17 protein-coding genes, 1 pseudogene and 1 riboswitch are annotated in these 16,423 nt (G+C 39.0%); of the genes and pseudogenes, 6 read left to right on the top strand and 12 right to left on the bottom strand.

All coding sequences use genetic code 11. The features are described 5' to 3' along the window. The first annotated feature begins 112 nt into the window (after nucleotides 1-112). From ACZYRN_RS06210 to ACZYRN_RS06200, 3 genes and pseudogenes are all read left to right on the top strand, one after another. Nucleotides 113-1,288 carry an endonuclease gene (locus ACZYRN_RS06210; RefSeq protein ID WP_488910662.1) on the top strand — a complete coding sequence of 392 codons (1,176 nt, stop codon included), beginning with the start codon at nucleotides 113-115 and terminating at the stop codon, nucleotides 1,286-1,288. Nucleotides 1,289-1,339: 51 nt separating this feature from the next. Next, a pseudogene (locus ACZYRN_RS06205) lies at nucleotides 1,340-1,698 on the top strand (transposase); the annotation flags it as partial. 215 nt (nucleotides 1,699-1,913) lie between these two features. Beyond that, nucleotides 1,914-2,768: a YitT family protein gene (locus tag ACZYRN_RS06200; RefSeq protein ID WP_488910661.1), complete on the top strand. Its 855-nt coding sequence runs from the start codon at nucleotides 1,914-1,916 to the stop codon at nucleotides 2,766-2,768. A gap of 125 nt (nucleotides 2,769-2,893) precedes the next feature. Here ACZYRN_RS06200 and ACZYRN_RS06195 read toward each other — a convergent pair whose 3' ends face one another. The 3 genes from ACZYRN_RS06195 to ACZYRN_RS06185 all read right to left on the bottom strand — a co-directional run bounded on the left by ACZYRN_RS06195 (nucleotide 2,894) and on the right by ACZYRN_RS06185 (nucleotide 3,705). Beyond that, complete coding sequence (locus ACZYRN_RS06195; RefSeq protein WP_488910660.1) at nucleotides 2,894-3,163, bottom strand: hypothetical protein; 270 nt, start codon at nucleotides 3,161-3,163, stop codon at nucleotides 2,894-2,896. Nucleotides 3,164-3,174: 11 nt separating this feature from the next. After that, nucleotides 3,175-3,405, bottom strand: a complete 231-nt coding sequence (locus ACZYRN_RS06190; protein ID WP_488910659.1) for a hypothetical protein — start codon at nucleotides 3,403-3,405, stop codon at nucleotides 3,175-3,177. 168 nt (nucleotides 3,406-3,573) lie between these two features. Beyond that, nucleotides 3,574-3,705 carry a hypothetical protein gene (locus ACZYRN_RS06185; RefSeq protein ID WP_488910658.1) on the bottom strand — a complete coding sequence of 44 codons (132 nt, stop codon included), beginning with the start codon at nucleotides 3,703-3,705 and terminating at the stop codon, nucleotides 3,574-3,576. A 37-nt stretch (nucleotides 3,706-3,742) separates the two neighbouring features. After that, nucleotides 3,743-3,827: riboswitch (cyclic di-GMP riboswitch) on the bottom strand. 406 nt (nucleotides 3,828-4,233) lie between these two features. On the opposite strand from ACZYRN_RS06185, the gene ACZYRN_RS06180 reads away from it, so the two are divergent. Both ACZYRN_RS06180 and ACZYRN_RS06175 read left to right on the top strand, forming a co-directional pair. Continuing rightward, complete coding sequence (locus ACZYRN_RS06180; protein ID WP_488910657.1) at nucleotides 4,234-4,716, top strand: sigma factor; 483 nt, start codon at nucleotides 4,234-4,236, stop codon at nucleotides 4,714-4,716. Continuing rightward, nucleotides 4,713-5,231 carry a hypothetical protein gene (locus ACZYRN_RS06175; RefSeq protein ID WP_488910656.1) on the top strand — a complete coding sequence of 173 codons (519 nt, stop codon included), beginning with the start codon at nucleotides 4,713-4,715 and terminating at the stop codon, nucleotides 5,229-5,231. Before ACZYRN_RS06180 ends, ACZYRN_RS06175 begins: the two co-directional genes overlap by 4 nt. 42 nt (nucleotides 5,232-5,273) lie before the next feature. Here ACZYRN_RS06175 and ACZYRN_RS06170 read toward each other — a convergent pair whose 3' ends face one another. The 4 genes from ACZYRN_RS06170 to ACZYRN_RS06155 form a co-directional block, all read right to left on the bottom strand. After that, nucleotides 5,274-5,504, bottom strand: a complete 231-nt coding sequence (locus ACZYRN_RS06170; RefSeq protein WP_488910655.1) for a hypothetical protein — start codon at nucleotides 5,502-5,504, stop codon at nucleotides 5,274-5,276. A gap of 153 nt (nucleotides 5,505-5,657) precedes the next feature. Further along, complete coding sequence (locus ACZYRN_RS06165; protein WP_488910654.1) at nucleotides 5,658-6,473, bottom strand: SGNH/GDSL hydrolase family protein; 816 nt, start codon at nucleotides 6,471-6,473, stop codon at nucleotides 5,658-5,660. A 329-nt stretch (nucleotides 6,474-6,802) separates the two neighbouring features. Beyond that, nucleotides 6,803-7,654 (bottom strand): STAS domain-containing protein, encoded by an 852-nt coding sequence (locus tag ACZYRN_RS06160; RefSeq protein ID WP_488910653.1) that lies wholly within the window; start codon nucleotides 7,652-7,654, stop codon nucleotides 6,803-6,805. Between the two features lie 636 nt (nucleotides 7,655-8,290). Continuing rightward, a complete protein-coding gene (locus ACZYRN_RS06155) occupies nucleotides 8,291-8,548 on the bottom strand; it encodes a hypothetical protein (RefSeq protein WP_488910652.1) in 258 nt (85 codons plus the stop codon). Between the two features lie 698 nt (nucleotides 8,549-9,246). Between ACZYRN_RS06155 and ACZYRN_RS06150 the strand changes: the two genes are divergently transcribed. Continuing rightward, nucleotides 9,247-11,322, top strand: a complete 2,076-nt coding sequence (locus ACZYRN_RS06150; RefSeq protein WP_488910651.1) for a hypothetical protein — start codon at nucleotides 9,247-9,249, stop codon at nucleotides 11,320-11,322. 358 nt (nucleotides 11,323-11,680) lie between these two features. Here ACZYRN_RS06150 and ACZYRN_RS06145 read toward each other — a convergent pair whose 3' ends face one another. Genes ACZYRN_RS06145 through ACZYRN_RS06125 form a run of 5 tightly spaced genes read right to left on the bottom strand, consistent with a single transcriptional unit; the run spans nucleotide 11,681 to nucleotide 16,396 of the window. Then, nucleotides 11,681-12,835 (bottom strand): DegT/DnrJ/EryC1/StrS family aminotransferase, encoded by a 1,155-nt coding sequence (locus ACZYRN_RS06145; protein WP_488910650.1) that lies wholly within the window; start codon nucleotides 12,833-12,835, stop codon nucleotides 11,681-11,683. 19 nt (nucleotides 12,836-12,854) lie between these two features. Next, complete coding sequence (locus ACZYRN_RS06140; protein ID WP_488910649.1) at nucleotides 12,855-13,481, bottom strand: acetyltransferase; 627 nt, start codon at nucleotides 13,479-13,481, stop codon at nucleotides 12,855-12,857. Next, a complete protein-coding gene (locus tag ACZYRN_RS06135) occupies nucleotides 13,478-14,083 on the bottom strand; it encodes a sugar transferase (protein WP_488910648.1) in 606 nt (201 codons plus the stop codon). The genes ACZYRN_RS06140 and ACZYRN_RS06135 overlap by 4 nt, the downstream gene beginning before the upstream one ends. Then, complete coding sequence (locus ACZYRN_RS06130) at nucleotides 14,083-14,997, bottom strand: NAD-dependent epimerase/dehydratase family protein (RefSeq protein WP_488910647.1); 915 nt, start codon at nucleotides 14,995-14,997, stop codon at nucleotides 14,083-14,085. The genes ACZYRN_RS06135 and ACZYRN_RS06130 overlap by 1 nt, the downstream gene beginning before the upstream one ends. Nucleotides 14,998-15,031: 34 nt before the next feature. Beyond that, the gene (locus ACZYRN_RS06125) at nucleotides 15,032-16,396 is read right to left on the bottom strand and encodes a phenylacetate--CoA ligase family protein (protein WP_488910646.1); all 1,365 of its coding nucleotides are present in this window, start codon (nucleotides 16,394-16,396) and stop codon (nucleotides 15,032-15,034) included. Between the last annotated feature and the right edge of the window lie 27 nt (nucleotides 16,397-16,423).

Here is a 16,423-nt window from a genome sequence, read left to right as displayed (position 1 = left end):
ATTTACCTATTTTCTGTGAGAAGAGAGAAAATTTACAATTTTTTAAAGATAGATTCACAATGGCATGCTAGGTTAGAACGGAATAAATAATGGAAATGGAGGGTCTATTAACTTGAATAAGAAAATTTTATCAAAATATCCATTTTTCCTTTCCCTGCTGCTCGTTTTTTCCATTTTAACGCCTGTTTTTGCCGCTGCACAAGACGGCAGCGGAACGTGGGAATCGCCTTATCGTGTGACGCAATCGATCGTGAACCAGGGAGAAACAAACAAATCAGTCATCGGATATGTAGTCGGGAAACCGGTCTCCTCTACTTCCATTGAAACAAGCAATTTTTCAGACGATTATGCACTTGCCCTAGCGGACAGCCCTTCTGAAACGGATACATCTGACATGATTTATGTTCAAATTCCATCTGATTTCAGAGCGGCCTTTGGTTTGAAAAGCAACCCTAATTTAAAAGGAAAACAACTAAAAGTAACCGGCTCTCTTACCGCTTATTTTTCCCATCCAGGGATAAAAAGCGTGACCCGAATGGAGCTTGCTGACGAGGCGGAAGATCCAGTAGATCCTGAACCGCCTGTTGACCCAAACCCAAATGTCGGCTCTTATTATGATGCGGCGACTGGAAAAACGGGAGAAGCGTTAAAAACGAGCCTTCATAACATCATCGACGATCATACCGAAATCTCGTATTCAACCGTCTGGGAGGCCCTAAAAAACACAGATGAAGATCCGGCGAATCCAAACAATGTCATTTTACTTTATTCCGGGCGCTCTCAATCCGAGAACACGAATGGAGGCGATGTAAATGACTGGAACCGGGAACATGTATGGGCAAAGTCACATGGTGATTTCGGGACTGTTATGGGGCCTGGAACCGATATTCATCACTTGCGCCCAACCGATGTGACCGTGAACAGCTCAAGAGGGAATCTCGACTTTGATAACGGAGGAACAGAACATACAGAAGCACCAGGAAATTATTATGACAGCGACTCCTGGGAACCTCGTGACGAAGTAAAAGGAGACGTGGCCAGAATGCTCTTCTATATGGCTGTACGCTATGAAGGAGATAGCGGAGAACTTGATCTCGAATTAAATGATAACGTGAATAACGGATCCAATCCGTTCCACGGAAAACTCTCTGTCTTGCTTGATTGGCACGAACAAGACCCGGTCGATGCCTTTGAACAAAGACGAAATGACATTATTTTTGAATCGTATCAACATAACCGCAATCCTTTTATTGACCACCCGGAATGGGCACATGCGATTTGGAATTAAACCAACATTTATCTATTAAAGCCCTGGCCGAGTGCCGGGGCTTTTCCCTCGAAGCTTGGCTGGGTTCGCTTTGCGAAAAGCCGAGAAGTCAACGGGCGTATCTGAATGCGACGGTAAGACGGAATCCTTCTGGCAAATACTTTGTCTCTTTGTTGGTTGAAACAGAGATGCAGGCGCTGGCTAAAACCAACTCATCTTGCGGCGTTGATGTTGGATTAAAAGACTTTGCGATCCTTTCAACCGGCACTGTCTACAAAAATCTGAAATTCTTCCGTACACTGGAGAAAAAGCTTGCCAAAGAACAACGTATTCTTGCCCGCCGGAAAGAAGGCGCGATGAAGCGGAAATGTAAGTTATCCGAAGCGAAAAACTATCAAAAACAAAAAGTAAAAGTGGCCCGTATCCATGAGATTTTTTCCTAGAAAAAAATTCCCCGTTAAGAGAGGTTTGAACTGTACCCCGAATAGTGGATACTTAAAAAAATCCCTATTCAGGGTTTTTTTGTATTTTGGCGAAAAATCCCGTTTATAATGATCATAACAAAATGGGCAGAGGACATAGAGATGAGTAAAGGATATTTCGCTTTAGTATTTGTCATTAAACGGAAATGTGAAGGGGCATATTTATGAACATACAAAAAGAATTACGCTCTTATAGTTTAATTGTACTTGGTACTTTTTTTGTCGGACTGTCGTTTAATCTCTTTTTGTTACCGGCTCTTTTAGCAGCAGGAGGGGTCTCCGGAATAAGCACGATTCTTTATAGTCTGTATGGATGGACGCCTGCTTTCGTTCAATGGTGTTTTAATATTCCTATCTTTTTTCTTGGATATTTCCTTTTGGGAAAAGATTTTGGTGTCAAAACGTTTGTGGGAACTACGTCACTTCCTTTATTTGTTTGGATCACCTCTGACTTGCCTTTTGCTGTAGAAGATCCTATGCTTTCCTCGATATATGGGGGAATACTCTTAGGTACAGGTCTTGGCTTGGTCTTTCGGGGGAACGGTTCCACCGGCGGTACGACGATTATCGGTCAGCTCATTAAAAAATACACAGGATTATCAAGTGGTTTTGCACAGCTAATAATTGATGGCTGTGTTGTGATTTTTGCGATGATTGTCTTTGACTTAGAGCTCGCTCTTTATGCGATGATTTCAATTTTTATCGGAAGCAAAGTCATAGATGTCGTACAACTTCGCTCCTCCTCTTCCAAGCTTGTCTTAATTATTACGGAAAATGAGCAGCAAGTAACAAATCTGATTCGGAACGAAATCAATAGAGGTTTTACCCGAGTGTGGTCAGAAGGAGGATTTTCGAATCAAAGAAAAGCATTGCTGTTTAGCGTAGTTGAACAATCAGAAGCCGTTTATCTAAAAGAGTTACTACAGAGGCATGATGCCGATTCTTTTGTGATCTTTTTGAACGCTTCAGACATTGTCGGAAGGGGATTTTCTTTGCCGAAAGATTATCAAAGAAAATAACTGACTCTATCATCATTGAATTAACGATACAGTTTAATTTTAAAATATATTCATACCAAAAGCAGTAAAATCTAACATTTAGATTTTACTGCTTTTTGAATAGACCTTACAGAGGCCTATAATAATTAAGCCGTTACGGCTGATAAACTTTTTGCTGCTGCTTCCACTTTTGCTAAACCTTCCGCAATAATAGCTTCAGCTTGATTTGGCATGGCATTATGACCTTCAATAATGACTTCTTGTACGATGTCCATACTGAATACGCCGCCAACAACGTTTTTAATATAAGTAGCAGCCATTTCCAGCGGTGCTGCTCCCGGTGTTGAATAAAAGTCACGACTAGGCACACGAAAAAATGAATCGATTAAAACCCCCTGGTACGCCAGGAGGTTCATCACTCTTTTTGCTATGAAATGGCCGTATATTTTTTATAATGACGGATCTTCTTTCCTTCAAGTTCTTTTCTAATTTTTTTATTAATACAGCCCTCTTCTAAATACTGATATTTAAGATAGTGATATTTATGCCAGGCAATGATCCCTTTTCGAATAAACGTCCCTGCCATGAAATCCTGTCTTCTCTTCTCTTCTTCATACGGTTGATTCATAGACATCACCATTTGTTTCGTCTCATTCATTGCCATCACCCTTTTCATCTTATTTTTTATATACTATATGAAAACGCTTTCAATTGTATACCTTTTTTCACTAGATTCGTTCTTTTCTCCTACAAAAAAACCTCCCGGTAAGAGAGATTTGACAACGTGTAATTCCTTATTTATACGAAACAAGAAGGGCAGCGTTCCTTATCGCATTCTCGTTCTCGGCTTGTTTCCGATCTTTATATAGTAAGAACCATCGTCATCAAGCGTCTTAAAAAACTTGATTCCCACCCACGTTAGCGGCGTCCAGATTTCTTTCATACTATAGAGCGGCATAGCAGTTCCTCCTATGAAAATATTGTACTGAAATCGTTTCGACAACTGGCTGGCATAGTCGCTTCACCTTAGCCCCTGCAGTTTTGCGTCACCGCCTTTTAGCGGTTTTGCCCTTTCGTACAATAATGGGAGTACACGTTCATTATAAAACCTTGCTGCTCTTATCGGAAGATGATTCGTTCGACAAATTCCCACAAAACCGGAGATTCATATATATGAATCTCCTTCATGCCTTCCATCTATTCAACCATTGCTCATTTCTAAATTTTACATCCACTTAACACTTCTTCATAAAGCCCGCTCCATACGAAAAGAAACCGCTTTCAAACATCCAAATGGGAATCGACTCCTATTATTGTATCAAACCCTCTTTCACCTTCCAATTATTATCCATTAACAATCTTTCACCTATTAAAATAGGGCATTTGTTCATCATTTCAAGCCATTTACACATAGGTATATTAACCTATATATTCAAAGTAACCTGGGTAATCCCCGGCTGGCGCGCTAGTCAGATTGGAATGAATCATGCAATTCGAACAACTAGCCATGCAGTACACGCCGATGATCCACCGCATCATGAACAAACTGCATATTTACAAAAACAAAGAAGACTATCATCAAATAGGACTGATCGCCCTATGGGAAGCACACACAAAGTTCGACAGCGCAAAAGGCGCCTTTCCGCCTTACGCCTACTCGTACATTCAAGGGCGCATCATGAACGCCCTAACGAAAGACGCAGCCTTCAGCGACGGAACCGTCCTGACCGGCGAACCCGTTCTATTTGAAGGAGTGGACCCTGGCCCGACGCCTGATACGATTGCCGTCACAAAAGCACACGGTGATCAACTAACCGGGCGAGCGAAGCGCTGGTTTGACTTATCCATTATCCAGGGCCTCACAAACCCGGACATCGCGCGGCGCGAAAACGTCACACCAGCCGCTGTTCGAAAATGGCAAATGGCGGCTATGAAACAGCTTAAAGAACAATTCGGTGACAACGAATGAGCAAGCATCTCTTGTTTAGCTGGCTCACGAAACAGTTTCCGGCTGCACACATACAAACAGGACGCGATTTTCGCGTCCTGCATCCGAATGAAACCATATCGGTCTTCATTTATCTAGACGAAAAAATGCCGCTCAAAACGTGGTACGAGCACCAAGACCAATATGTACTGGCCGGTGTACACCCGATCTGGATATTAGATGCGGGCGAATACGTTCGTTATTCCAAATCCAAATATGCATCGGGTGCACGAATCCGAAACCACATCCCGAAAGCCATTTTTAACGAAACCGGCTTTTGCTATTACTTGGAGAAACAGACATGCCGCTTTATCATTGACATCGCATTCCATACACAAAGAATATGGTTATATAAACACGGACGGGCCTTTTCCCATCTGTACGATTTTCACGATCCATTCCAGCAAGAATGTGATCTTAAAGACGCCTACTTCCTGAATGGTTTGATCACCTACAAAAAAGTGGAAGCCCGGATGCTCGAAAAGAGAAACCATTAAATCGGTAAAAGCCTCGGTACGCCGGGGCTATTTGCCGTTTTGCTATGAGATTTCTACGTATTTTTCATAATGATAGACTTTCTTTCCCTCAAGTTCCCTTCTAATTTTTTTATTGATACATCCTTCCTCCAAATATTGATACTTTAAGTAATGATGTTTGTGCCATGCCATGATCATTTTTTGAACAAACGTCAGGGCCCTTAAACTATCTTTTCTCCCGCCCTCTCCATACAGTTTATTAATAGACATCTCCATTTGTTTTGTATCATTCATAGCCATCATCCTTTCTTCTTCATTTTAGATGCTTAACGAAAGCGCTTTCAAATATATACCCTTTATTTCATATATAAACTCTTTTTTACACAAAAAGAGAACGACAAATAGCGCCGACGCACGGGCCTATTTGTCGTTCTCTGTCATTGGCTATTATGGACGAGCACGTTGAAAGTAATCAAACAGAACGTCACTCCACATCGCATTTCCTTCTTCATTCAAATGAATATCATCAGCCAAAATGTCTTCCACACTTCGATGTTCTTCTTCTAACTTCGTTTTCATCGCCACATTCACATCAAAATACTCCCATTTAGCCTCTGCGATAAAGGCCTTCGTTTCATCTAAATAGCCTTGACGTGTATACCCCATCGGATTATTCTTTCCCCGATTATCATCCCTTGTTGGATTCGCTGAGATGATCAAAATACGGCTATTCGGCAGTTTGCTTTTCAGCTCAGACACGATCGTTTGAATATCCTCATTCGTTTGATCATAATACACTGCTTCCTTTTGATTGGCAATGATCGATGTTTCCAAGATCACCAGGTTGGGCTGATCCTTCACGACCGCCAAATGCTTGTCCTCTTTTAATAAGTCTGAAATCGAGTATCGCTCAAAGCCATGATGATGAACAGTGACAGATGAAAAGGCGGGATTAAATGATTGCAATTTATTCCGTAATAACGAACCTTCCACACCAGCTAAACTATCACCTCCAAGCAAAGAGATCGTCACATCATCCTTTGTCAAAGATTGATAGCGTAAAAAATCCAATACCGATTGCTTAGGGTGTGTACGTGGGTCCAGTTCCTCTACTAAAACACTTTCTTCCTGCTTTAACTCTTGGCTAGCCCACGCTTCACTGGAAATCTTGTCCAACTTGCCCTGATACGAGATAAACCCTGAAATCAACAAGCCGAAAGCAATGACGACCGTGACGAACACAAAAATATTGCTCTTTTTCATCGAAGCGCTCCTTTTATTTTCATTATAGTTATTATAAATCAATCCATATGGAAAATAAATAATACTCTACCATATAATTCAAAAGTCCCTTTGTTAGAAAACTTCGCCATAGCCGGGCTAAATCCCTTTCTTCTCCGTGCCATCCGCAGACAATCGACAAACCTTTTCAACATCTTAACGTTTCCATTTCCAGCTCTATACCGAACGAGATCCATAGACTTATACAATCCAAAAAAACACCTGTTATTGAGCAATAAACCACTCGAAACAGGTGTTTTCTTTTAAAGGTAAACAATATTTGTAAAAGCTCCTCCTTCAAAAATACCCTTTTATAGATATTTCATTCCGGTGGTGGACATGCTTTTGTTTATAGATTCAATAGCCTGATACAAACTACTGAATGTTTTCGTGTTTTTAAACGATATGCCTAAGCCAACCATGGTTTGCGCAATTTCAGGCCGTATGCCTGTTACAATGACATCCACTCCTGTCAGTTGAAGAGCGTCAATTACTTGAAAGATGCGTGATGCCACCATGGTGTCCACAATGGGAACCCCTGATAAATCAATAATCAAGGTTTGAATTTTCATTTTAGCGGATTCATTGAGAGCCGTTTCCATTAACTGTTGAGCTCGTAACGTATCAATGTCACCAATTAACGGAATGACGCCTATCTCTTTAGAAATCTTGATCGTGGGAACGGAGAGCTCGCGTACCATATAAGCAGCAGCACTCATATTCGATTCATAGACTTTCACATAAGACAAACTGAGCCAATGGATCGCGTAATCCACCACATGATCGAATTTAGAAAGGTTTTCATAAAATTCGTCCAGGCCCAATTCATTCTTTTTTGATTCTTCTTTAATGAACAATCCGATGGAATCCCGGTAGTAGTAGATTTCATTGATGGCGACATCAAGGGGCAGATTTAATTTAACCAATAATTTAACTACTTCTTGTCCCCATAGGGCCAGGCGTGAAAAAGATTCATCTTCGGTTTGAGAGAGAGAATCCGCGTAAATTTCAACTAACTCTTCTCGCCAATTTTTTAATAACTGATCGACCTTTTCACTATACAGATTCTCATCTGCGATCTTTCGATTTTCGGCTAACTCCACTTTCATTTCACGTACTGTTGAAGACATGGTCATTAAATAATGCTCTAATTCAACTGGCAACGGCCATCTCTCCTTTTTTAGATGAACCCTATAAAAGGGACTTCATGTTCAATTTTTCATTTTTAGAAGGAGGGGGTTTAGATATTTACCCAGAAAAAGGGCACGAAAAACATTTTTTGGTTGAGTAGACTCTTTACGTTACTCAAAAGTGAGTTTCCTCAGCAACGGCATTTCTTTATGTATACTTCAGTTCGTTTCATACGCTATATATTTATGAACTCAATGTACTACTGTTTTAAGAAGTGAAAAAGGGGGCCACGGCCACCAAACCATAATCAACAAAACCCAGACACTTTTGAAAAAAAAGTTCGCTTTTGATCCAGAGTCTTAGAACTCCATTCATATACTTTATACAAAAATGGTCAACAACCTTGCTTTACTAGACTTCATTGAAAATCAACTTGGCACAACAGCCGGCATTTGCCTATTCAAATGCGCGAGCGGCGAAATTCTGTACAGTGGGAAAGATTCACCTGTCTTTATACGAATCAAGAGCTATTACAGCAAACTCGGCATCGAAAACAATTGATCAAAACAAATTCAATATTCCCAATCAATAAAACAGAAAAAACCAGCCATCTTCTGGATTGAAATCAATAATCCTGTAGATCAAGAACTCGTTGAACATATGTTAGCCTATACACTTAAGCCCCTCGTTTGATCATAATAAACTTCTTCCTTTTGATTGGCGATAATCGATGTTTCAAAGAGAACCAAGTCGGGCTGATCATTCACAACGGCCAAATGCTTGTCCCCTTTCAATAAATCAGAAGTGGAATACCGCTCAAAACCATGAGGATGAACAGTAATGGTTGTAAAATTTGGATCGAATAATTGCAGCTTGTTTTGTAACAAGGAATCTTCCACGCTCGCTAGACTATCAACTCCAATCAAGGAGATCGTCACTTCATCCTTTACTAAAGGTTGATAACGTAAAAAGTCTCATATAGATTGCTGAGGATGTATACTCCGGTCCATTTCCTCTAATAAAATGCTTTCTTCCTGCTTCAAACTTTGGCTGGGCCCACGCTTCACTAGCAACCTTGTCCAACTTACCCCTGATTCGAGACAAAACCTGAAACTAACAAGCCGAAAACAATGACGACTGTGACGAACACAAAAAATGCTGCTCTTTTTCATCGAAGTGCCCCTTTTTATTTTCATTATAACCGTTTTTTAGAAAATAAAGGAATTCAGACTATACATGAGCCTTAATAAAAAGGAACTTATCTCTATTACCTAGTACACATCTCCTTTCTTTGGTTCTTCATCAGCCACTAAAAAACTTCTTCTCGTACTTATAAAAATACCAGTCAGAGTTACAACAATGATTCCATATTTGATCCGTCTCATTTCTTCGTCATCATTTCTTATAAAGGATCTCTACTATTTGGTCATCTTTATATTTTGTATGAAGGGCTCTTTTTTGTTGTTTATTTGCGGTAAATTATTCATAATCAATACATAGGATACATTTATTGAGAAAGTGGGGGAGACTTGTAAGTATAAATGATTATAATTTATACTATTCATTAAGTGTTTATTGATATTTATAAATAAACTAAGGTGTAGTTTTGTAAGGAGAGGATATTGTGAGTCGAAGAAACTTCTTAGTTAAGTTTATCCTTTGGATATTAACTTTCTTTTTTGGCTATAGGGTCGGAAATACTGAATCGACTATAATTATTGACAAAGACGGAAGCTTAATTTCTGAAAAAATCGAAATTTTAAATAAAGAGGTGGCCGAAACTACAAAGTTCTTCAATAGCTTAGATGATATGAAATTAGCTACTAATCTGAGATCGGGTGATTCCGTTCAAACTTTAGGTTACTACTCAAAAAATGACGGTGGGGGGGCATCCTATCTTGTTCAAACGTCTAATTTAAAAGAAAACGGGGGTTCCGTTATCACACTCAAAAATGGTCTTCAAGCAGTTTTAGTGTATACAGATTTTATCGATGTTCAATGGTTTGGAGCAAAAGGTGATAATAAGTCGGACGATTCTTCTAAGATCCAAACTTTGTTGAATTATTGCAATGATACTTCCCGCCACATAAAAATACATTTCCAAGATTCCAAAACCTTCATTATAGGAACCCTTCTTCATCCTGCCGATAATACTATTTTCAAAATACCCGGAAATGTGTCACTAACTGGAAAAGGGGTACTGAAGATAAAAGATGGATTTGGCAACTTTCGCTATATGTTTAAATTAGTTACAAAGGCAGAAAATGTGGTTATACGTGATTTAACCATAGATGAAAACACAATTGGAAACCCAAAAACAGATGCAAATACAAGAAAGAACAGGCGTACGTTATTCTCCTATTGGGTAGATAATTCGAAAAACGTGTTGTTTTCAAATGTTGTAATGAAGGACTGTATCGGCGTACATCAGATCACCACAAGTTCTATTGACAGGCTGGAAATAATCGGATGCCAAGTTGAAATGTCAGTCGAAAAGGTGCCCGCGTATGACAGGACTTCTTTTTATGTAGGGGGACAAGGGGCGATCGTCAGGGATAATTTTCTGTACGGATCAAGAAATGCTGTTACTGGAATTGAACTTCATAATAGTGATACCAGGTGCCACAATAATATTATTAAAAATTATACAAATGGAGTATTCATCGTGGCAGATAATACATTAGCTGGAGCGCCTAGCCCTTACCGTAATGTGATGTTTTTTAATAATATTCTGGAAGATGTGGCATTAGGGGTTACATTGTGGACGGAGCTTTCTATTAACCTAGAAAACATAAAAATAATGGATAACATTATTAAAATCAGTCCAAGTCGAGGAGGCCTTTCCAAAGTCTTAAAATCACATTGGGGCATTGGAACACTTCCTAACTGGGCAGCAACCAGCATACGTGATGTTCACATTTCAGGAAATACGATTGAATTCAATATCAACTCGAAAGAAGTTCCCAATACTGTAAGCCACGGCATTACCTTTGCCGCACTTACAGAAGGGGTCAAATATATTATTGATAACATTAAAATCGAGAAAAACTCAATTGTAAATCCGATTAACACGGGTATTAACTTTGAGTTCTTGAATAGCTCGCATGCTGATTCTGTTGTAAAAAACGTGGATATTAGCCAGAATTATATCGAAAATCCAGGGCAGCTTGGGAAGTCCGGATACGGTATAAGAATGACAAACGTCAGAAAATTTGAAAACGTCACAATCGAAAACAATAATGTTTCAGATGTTCGCAAATCTGGTGGAATGATTTCTGGTATTGCCTACTTTAAAAAAGGCTTAATTACGGAAGATTCAGCATCCACAGGATTAAGACTGATTAAAAATGAAATCAAAAAGCCTAATGTTACAGGAACTTACACGCAGATAATCGCGGATGGGTATCCGCGTGTAGATGGATATGTTTACCAAAGATCGGCGAAGTTAGTGCTTAAAGCCGCCGTTGGTTCCATGCTGTACGATCCTGAAACAGGTGTAACGTATCGCCAAACAAAAAGCCCTGAAGGAACTATTTGGGCATCATCCTATAATGCTTCTGTGGCTAGAAGGGACGTGTACCATTATCTCGGAAGTATTATAACAAACCCGACTCCAGTGGCCGGCGGCTATGTAGGTTTAGTTTGTATTGAGGAAGGGAAACCCGGTGGTTGGAAAGGTTACGGGGTAATTCAAAGTTAACGAACTATGAGAACAAACTGTTAAGTACATACGACCATACGTTGATAAATAATAATAAACACATGACAATATTTCATGTTGAAAGTGAAAATAGTAAGGGTACGCGGAAACAGTATACAAAGCTGACGTCCCCCCTAGTAAAATAAGCAATTTTACTAGGGGGGACGTCAGCTTTTAATGCTTTATGTTTGTGGCATTACGTTTTATATCATAGGGGGCACCTTCTTCTTGAGAATGTTTAGTCATACTTACATTCTAAAAGAAAGGCGCCTTTTTAGGATATTGTTAGATATAATATCCTACATGGTAAAAATCACTTAAAAACACCTACAGTCGGCCACAGCCGACTGAGTCCATATTATACCTGCAATGATTTCGTCTTCAACATTTCACCAATAAAATGAATAACCCGCTCTTGTTGCTCTATTGTCATATTCGATCCCGATGGCAAACAAACACCATTCTCAAATAATTCATCTGACACACTTCGGCCTTCTTCGTGAGTATAATATTTCGCTCCTTCAAATAACGGTTGTAAGTGCAGCGGCTTCCACACAGGACGTGCTTCTATGTTCTCTGCAGACAATGCATCAATCAGCTCCATTGGTGTAAACCCGACTTTCTTATGATCAATCGTCAACGTCGTCAACCAACGATTATGTTTGAAACCTTCTAGTTCCGGCATGAAATTAAACCCATCCACATCACCGAATGCCTCTATATACCGATCAAATACTGCACGACGCGCATTTACACGTTCATCCAGCACTTCTAGCTGTGCACGGCCTACACCGGCTAAAATATTGCTCATCCGGTAGTTATAGCCCAATTCGCTATGCTGATAATGCGGAGCTGGGTCACGTGCCTGGGTCGCTAAGAAACGAGCCTTACGCATTGCTTCTTCGTCATTAGAAACAAGCATACCGCCGCCAGATGTTGTAATAATTTTATTCCCATTAAATGAAAACACATTAAACTTCCCGAATGAACCACTTTTCTTGCCTTTATACTCGGCGCCAAGTGATTCTGCTGCATCTTCAATGACCGGTATACCGTAACGATTACAAATCGCCATAATTTCATCCATCTTCGCACTCTGTCCATACAAGTTGACGACGATAACCGCTTTTGGCAACACTTCAGCTTCTTGTAAAGCTCGCTCTAAAGCGTCTGGTGACATATTCCATGTCTCAGGTTCTGAATCGATAAAAACTGGTACAGCACCCTCATAAACAATCGGATTCGCACTCGCCACAAACGTCAAGCTTGAACAAAATACTGTGTCGCCCGCCTGTACGTCTAACAATTGAAGCGCCAGATGAATCGCTGCTGTTCCCGAACTTACCGCTGCCGCATCTGCAACACCCGTATAGGCTGCAATCTCACGTTCAAATCCATCCACATTCGGCCCAAGCGGTGCAATCCAGTTCGTTTCAAATGCATCATTAATATAACTTTGCTCTTTTCCGCTCATATGCGGAGAAGACAAATAAATTCTTGGTTGTTCAGACATACGATCACTCCTCTATGTATTATTTTTTCATTACTTTCGCTGGGACACCTATAACCGTTACATCATCTAAGATGTCTTTAATTACTACTGTACCGGCACCAACAACTGACCAATCGCCAACGCTCTTCCCTGGGATTACTGTCGCACCAGCACCAATATGAGCACCCGTGCCAACACTTACATTCCCCGTCAACACAGCACCTGGCGAAATATGTGCGAAATCACCAATTCGATTGTCATGTTCAATGACAGCACCAGAATTAATAATCGCATGCTCCCCCATGACCGCATCCGCATTAATCACACTTCCTGCCATCACAACAGTGCCAGCACCAATATGCACAGAAGGACTGACCGATGAAAAAGGATGAATAATCTTCTCAAACACAGCGCCCGCTTCAAACAACATTCTAGCAATCTTTTCACGGACTCGATTATTCCCAATCGCGATCACAAAAACAGCATCCGTTTCTGCAATCAGTTTTTCTGCATAAGAAACAGGACCAATTAAAACATGATCCTTCTCAAATACATCATCATATTTATCATCCAAAACCGCAATCACCTGATATAGTCCTTCTGCAGCGATAATATCCTGTACCACTTTACTATGACCGCCTTCGCCAATTACAACAATTGATTTCACTCGTTATCAGCGCCTTTCGAACCGGCAAATTTCTCAATTGTTACATGTCCTGCCTGACTAATCCCCTCGGACTTAAACACCTTCTGGACCGTCATAAACAATATTTTAATATCGAGCCAGAATGTTCGATTATCCACATACCATACATCCAGCTTAAACTTGTCTTCCCATGAGATTGCATTGCGGCCATTTACTTGTGCCCATCCTGTAATACCAGGACGCACCTCATGACGGCGGGCTTGCTCTAAAGTGTAAAGTTCCAAATATTCCATTAAAAGTGGTCGTGGACCAACAAGACTAATATCACCTTTCAATACGTTAAATAGCTGAGGTAACTCATCCAAACTCAATTTACGGAGTAACTGACCAAATGAAGTCAAGCGAACTGAATCTGGTAGTAACTCGCCATTCTCATCTCGTTCATCGGTCATTGTCCGGAATTTGTATACAAAAAAGGGATTGCCTTGCAAGCCTGGACGCTGCTGTTTAAATACGATTGGCGAACCCAAATTCAATCGAATAAGAAAAGCAGTTATTAAAATGACGGGTAATAAGATGATTATTCCTGCTAAAGAACTACAAAAATCAAATAACCTTTTCATTATTTCTGTTCACTCATCGCTTCAATTGTTTTTTGTATTCCTTCTTCAAGAGAAAAGTCAGAATACCAACCTGCTTGAGTAATCTTTTTATTATTCAAACAACTACGGTAAATATCCCCTTCACGTTCTTCTTTATAAACAGGTTCATTTTCGGTTTGACAATATTTTTGAACTATTTTGAATAAGTCATTAATTTTTACTTCTTTCCCACTACCAACGTTATAGATACCGGTAGGTAGCTCCACAGCTTTTACATTAGCTTTTGCAATATCTTCTACATAAATAAAATCTCTAGTTTGATTACCGTCTCCAAATATATAGTTCTCTTTTCCATTAAGCATATTGTCAACGAAAATCTTTAATACTCCGCCCTCACCTTTTTCGGTCTGTTTTGGACCGTATACATTTGCATAGCGAAAAATCACGTAATCAATTCCATGATGGTTACAATACCATTCTATATACTCTTCACCTGTTTTTTTGGAGATACCATAAGGTGAGAGTGGGTCTAACTGAACATTTTCATTAATTGGAACATCTTCATTTTTACCATAAACTGCAGCACTTGAAGCAAATATAACTTTTTTAATTTTCAACCTTTTGGCCATATCTAATGTATTAATTAATCCCAGTATGTTTACTTTTGAATCATAAGCAGGATAATTAATAGAATGAGGAACACTAGTTTGTGCAGCTAAATGCATGACAATGTCTGCTTTTTCTATATCAACTGTCTTCATAAATAATGAATCGCAAATATCTCCTCGAAGAAAGTTAATGTCTTTAGACAGATTACTTTCCAAACCTGTACTTAAGTTATCAATGATTGTCACTTTATGTTCTTTTTCTTTTAGAAGCTCTTCAATTGTAAAAGTGCCTATAAATCCGGCACCCCCGGTTATAATGATATTCATTTTACACCCACTTGTTTGTATTAAACTAATTTAATTAAGACAAATTCAAATTATTTTTTATAAATCTTGTTTTCCCACTTTTTTCTGTGGGTATTTCATCTACCAATTCAATCGGAAATTTCATTTTATTTCCTAGACGAACTACTAATTCATCAATGATCAGCTGAGTATGCTCTTCTTTGTATAGGCTTCTATCAGGAACTACCTTTACTTTAACCTCATCAACAGAATTTTGAATAAGTTGTATTTGCCTTACTGAATAAGGAATGTATTTTACGATATTAGATATGTTTGCGCTGTAAACCTTCCCACTCTCTTCTGAATATAAGTAATCAGAATTTCGACCAATAATTCTTTTCACTATTGGCGTGTTTTGACCACAGGTGCATTTTTCTTCGGTAAATTCTAATTTATCACCAATTTTATAACGTATTAGAGGGGTACCGTGGGTTGAAAAACTTGTCACTAGAATTTCACTTACATTGCTATCATCAACTTTTTCAAACACTCCTGTATCTAGCTGGAGATGAAGGTTTCCTTGTGTGCATTCAGTAATAAATGGCGCTCCCTCTGAAGATGCGTATTGATCTCTTACTTTTGTTTTAAAAGCTTTTTCCAAAATCATTTTGTCTTCTGAAAGAAGAGTTTCTGCAGTTGGGAAAATAGCTGTCGGCGAAAATTCCAAAGAAATATTATTATTGATTATATACTTTGCTATTTTTACCATTGATGTTGGGAATCCATCCATTGATTCAGGTTTAAATTTATTTAAGGCCTTAATATAATGGGGAATGGATCTATCATTGATATAAAAAGTAGAGAATAACAATTGATTTAAAGTACGATTACTTCTCCAATAAACTGGCTTATTAGGATTATTAGCTGCCAAGTCTTTTCCTGTAAAGCTGGCTCTACTCATTCCTTTTTTAAATCCATGCTGGTATTTAAAATAATCTAGAAGTGCCATTCTTTCTTGCATATCTTGTTGTGTATAATAAACAATTAAGCTCTTACCTGTTGTACCGCCAGTATTACCTTTTATAGCTTTCTCTTTATCAACAGTCACTATTTCATTAATATTTTCTCTTAGTATCTCTTTATCCATTATAGGAAGACTTTTTAAAAATCCTAATGAAAAATCATTTTTTGAACCTAATTCAGGTATGATTTCGCTATAATATTGACTGCTCTTTTTTGCATATTGAAGAAAATCGTATAAGGCATTTTTTTGATACTCCTCAAAATCAAAGGTTTTCGTGTCTCTTGATAACAACTCTTGCATTTTATTCTTATAAAAAACGCCATATCTTTCTTTATACAGCTTCATTCCATATACGGAAATTAAAACATCCTGAACAGGAATAGGCATTTTTTTATACAATGAATCAAATCCCGACATCTTTTTCCCTCCCAACTTTCTTTTTTG

This window comes from Domibacillus sp. F004 (genome assembly GCF_057814295.1).
Note: the sequence above shows the minus strand (reverse complement) of the source record. Positions and strands in the feature narration are given on the sequence as shown.

Coding starts and splice junctions, on each gene's coding strand:
- ACZYRN_RS06200 (WP_488910661.1), top strand. CDS start 1,914: ATGAACATACAAAAAGAATTACGCTCTTATAGTTTAATTGTACTTGGT.
- ACZYRN_RS06195 (WP_488910660.1), bottom strand. CDS start 3,163: ATGAACCTCCTGGCGTACCAGGGGGTTTTAATCGATTCATTTTTTCGT.
- ACZYRN_RS06190 (WP_488910659.1), bottom strand. CDS start 3,405: ATGAATGAGACGAAACAAATGGTGATGTCTATGAATCAACCGTATGAA.
- ACZYRN_RS06185 (WP_488910658.1), bottom strand. CDS start 3,705: ATGCCGCTCTATAGTATGAAAGAAATCTGGACGCCGCTAACGTGGGTG.
- ACZYRN_RS06180 (WP_488910657.1), top strand. CDS start 4,234: ATGCAATTCGAACAACTAGCCATGCAGTACACGCCGATGATCCACCGC.
- ACZYRN_RS06175 (WP_488910656.1), top strand. CDS start 4,713: ATGAGCAAGCATCTCTTGTTTAGCTGGCTCACGAAACAGTTTCCGGCT.
- ACZYRN_RS06170 (WP_488910655.1), bottom strand. CDS start 5,504: ATGAATGATACAAAACAAATGGAGATGTCTATTAATAAACTGTATGGA.
- ACZYRN_RS06165 (WP_488910654.1), bottom strand. CDS start 6,473: ATGAAAAAGAGCAATATTTTTGTGTTCGTCACGGTCGTCATTGCTTTC.
- ACZYRN_RS06145 (WP_488910650.1), bottom strand. CDS start 12,835: ATGTCTGAACAACCAAGAATTTATTTGTCTTCTCCGCATATGAGCGGA.
- ACZYRN_RS06135 (WP_488910648.1), bottom strand. CDS start 14,083: ATGAAAAGGTTATTTGATTTTTGTAGTTCTTTAGCAGGAATAATCATC.
- ACZYRN_RS06130 (WP_488910647.1), bottom strand. CDS start 14,997: ATGAATATCATTATAACCGGGGGTGCCGGATTTATAGGCACTTTTACA.
- ACZYRN_RS06125 (WP_488910646.1), bottom strand. CDS start 16,396: ATGTCGGGATTTGATTCATTGTATAAAAAAATGCCTATTCCTGTTCAG.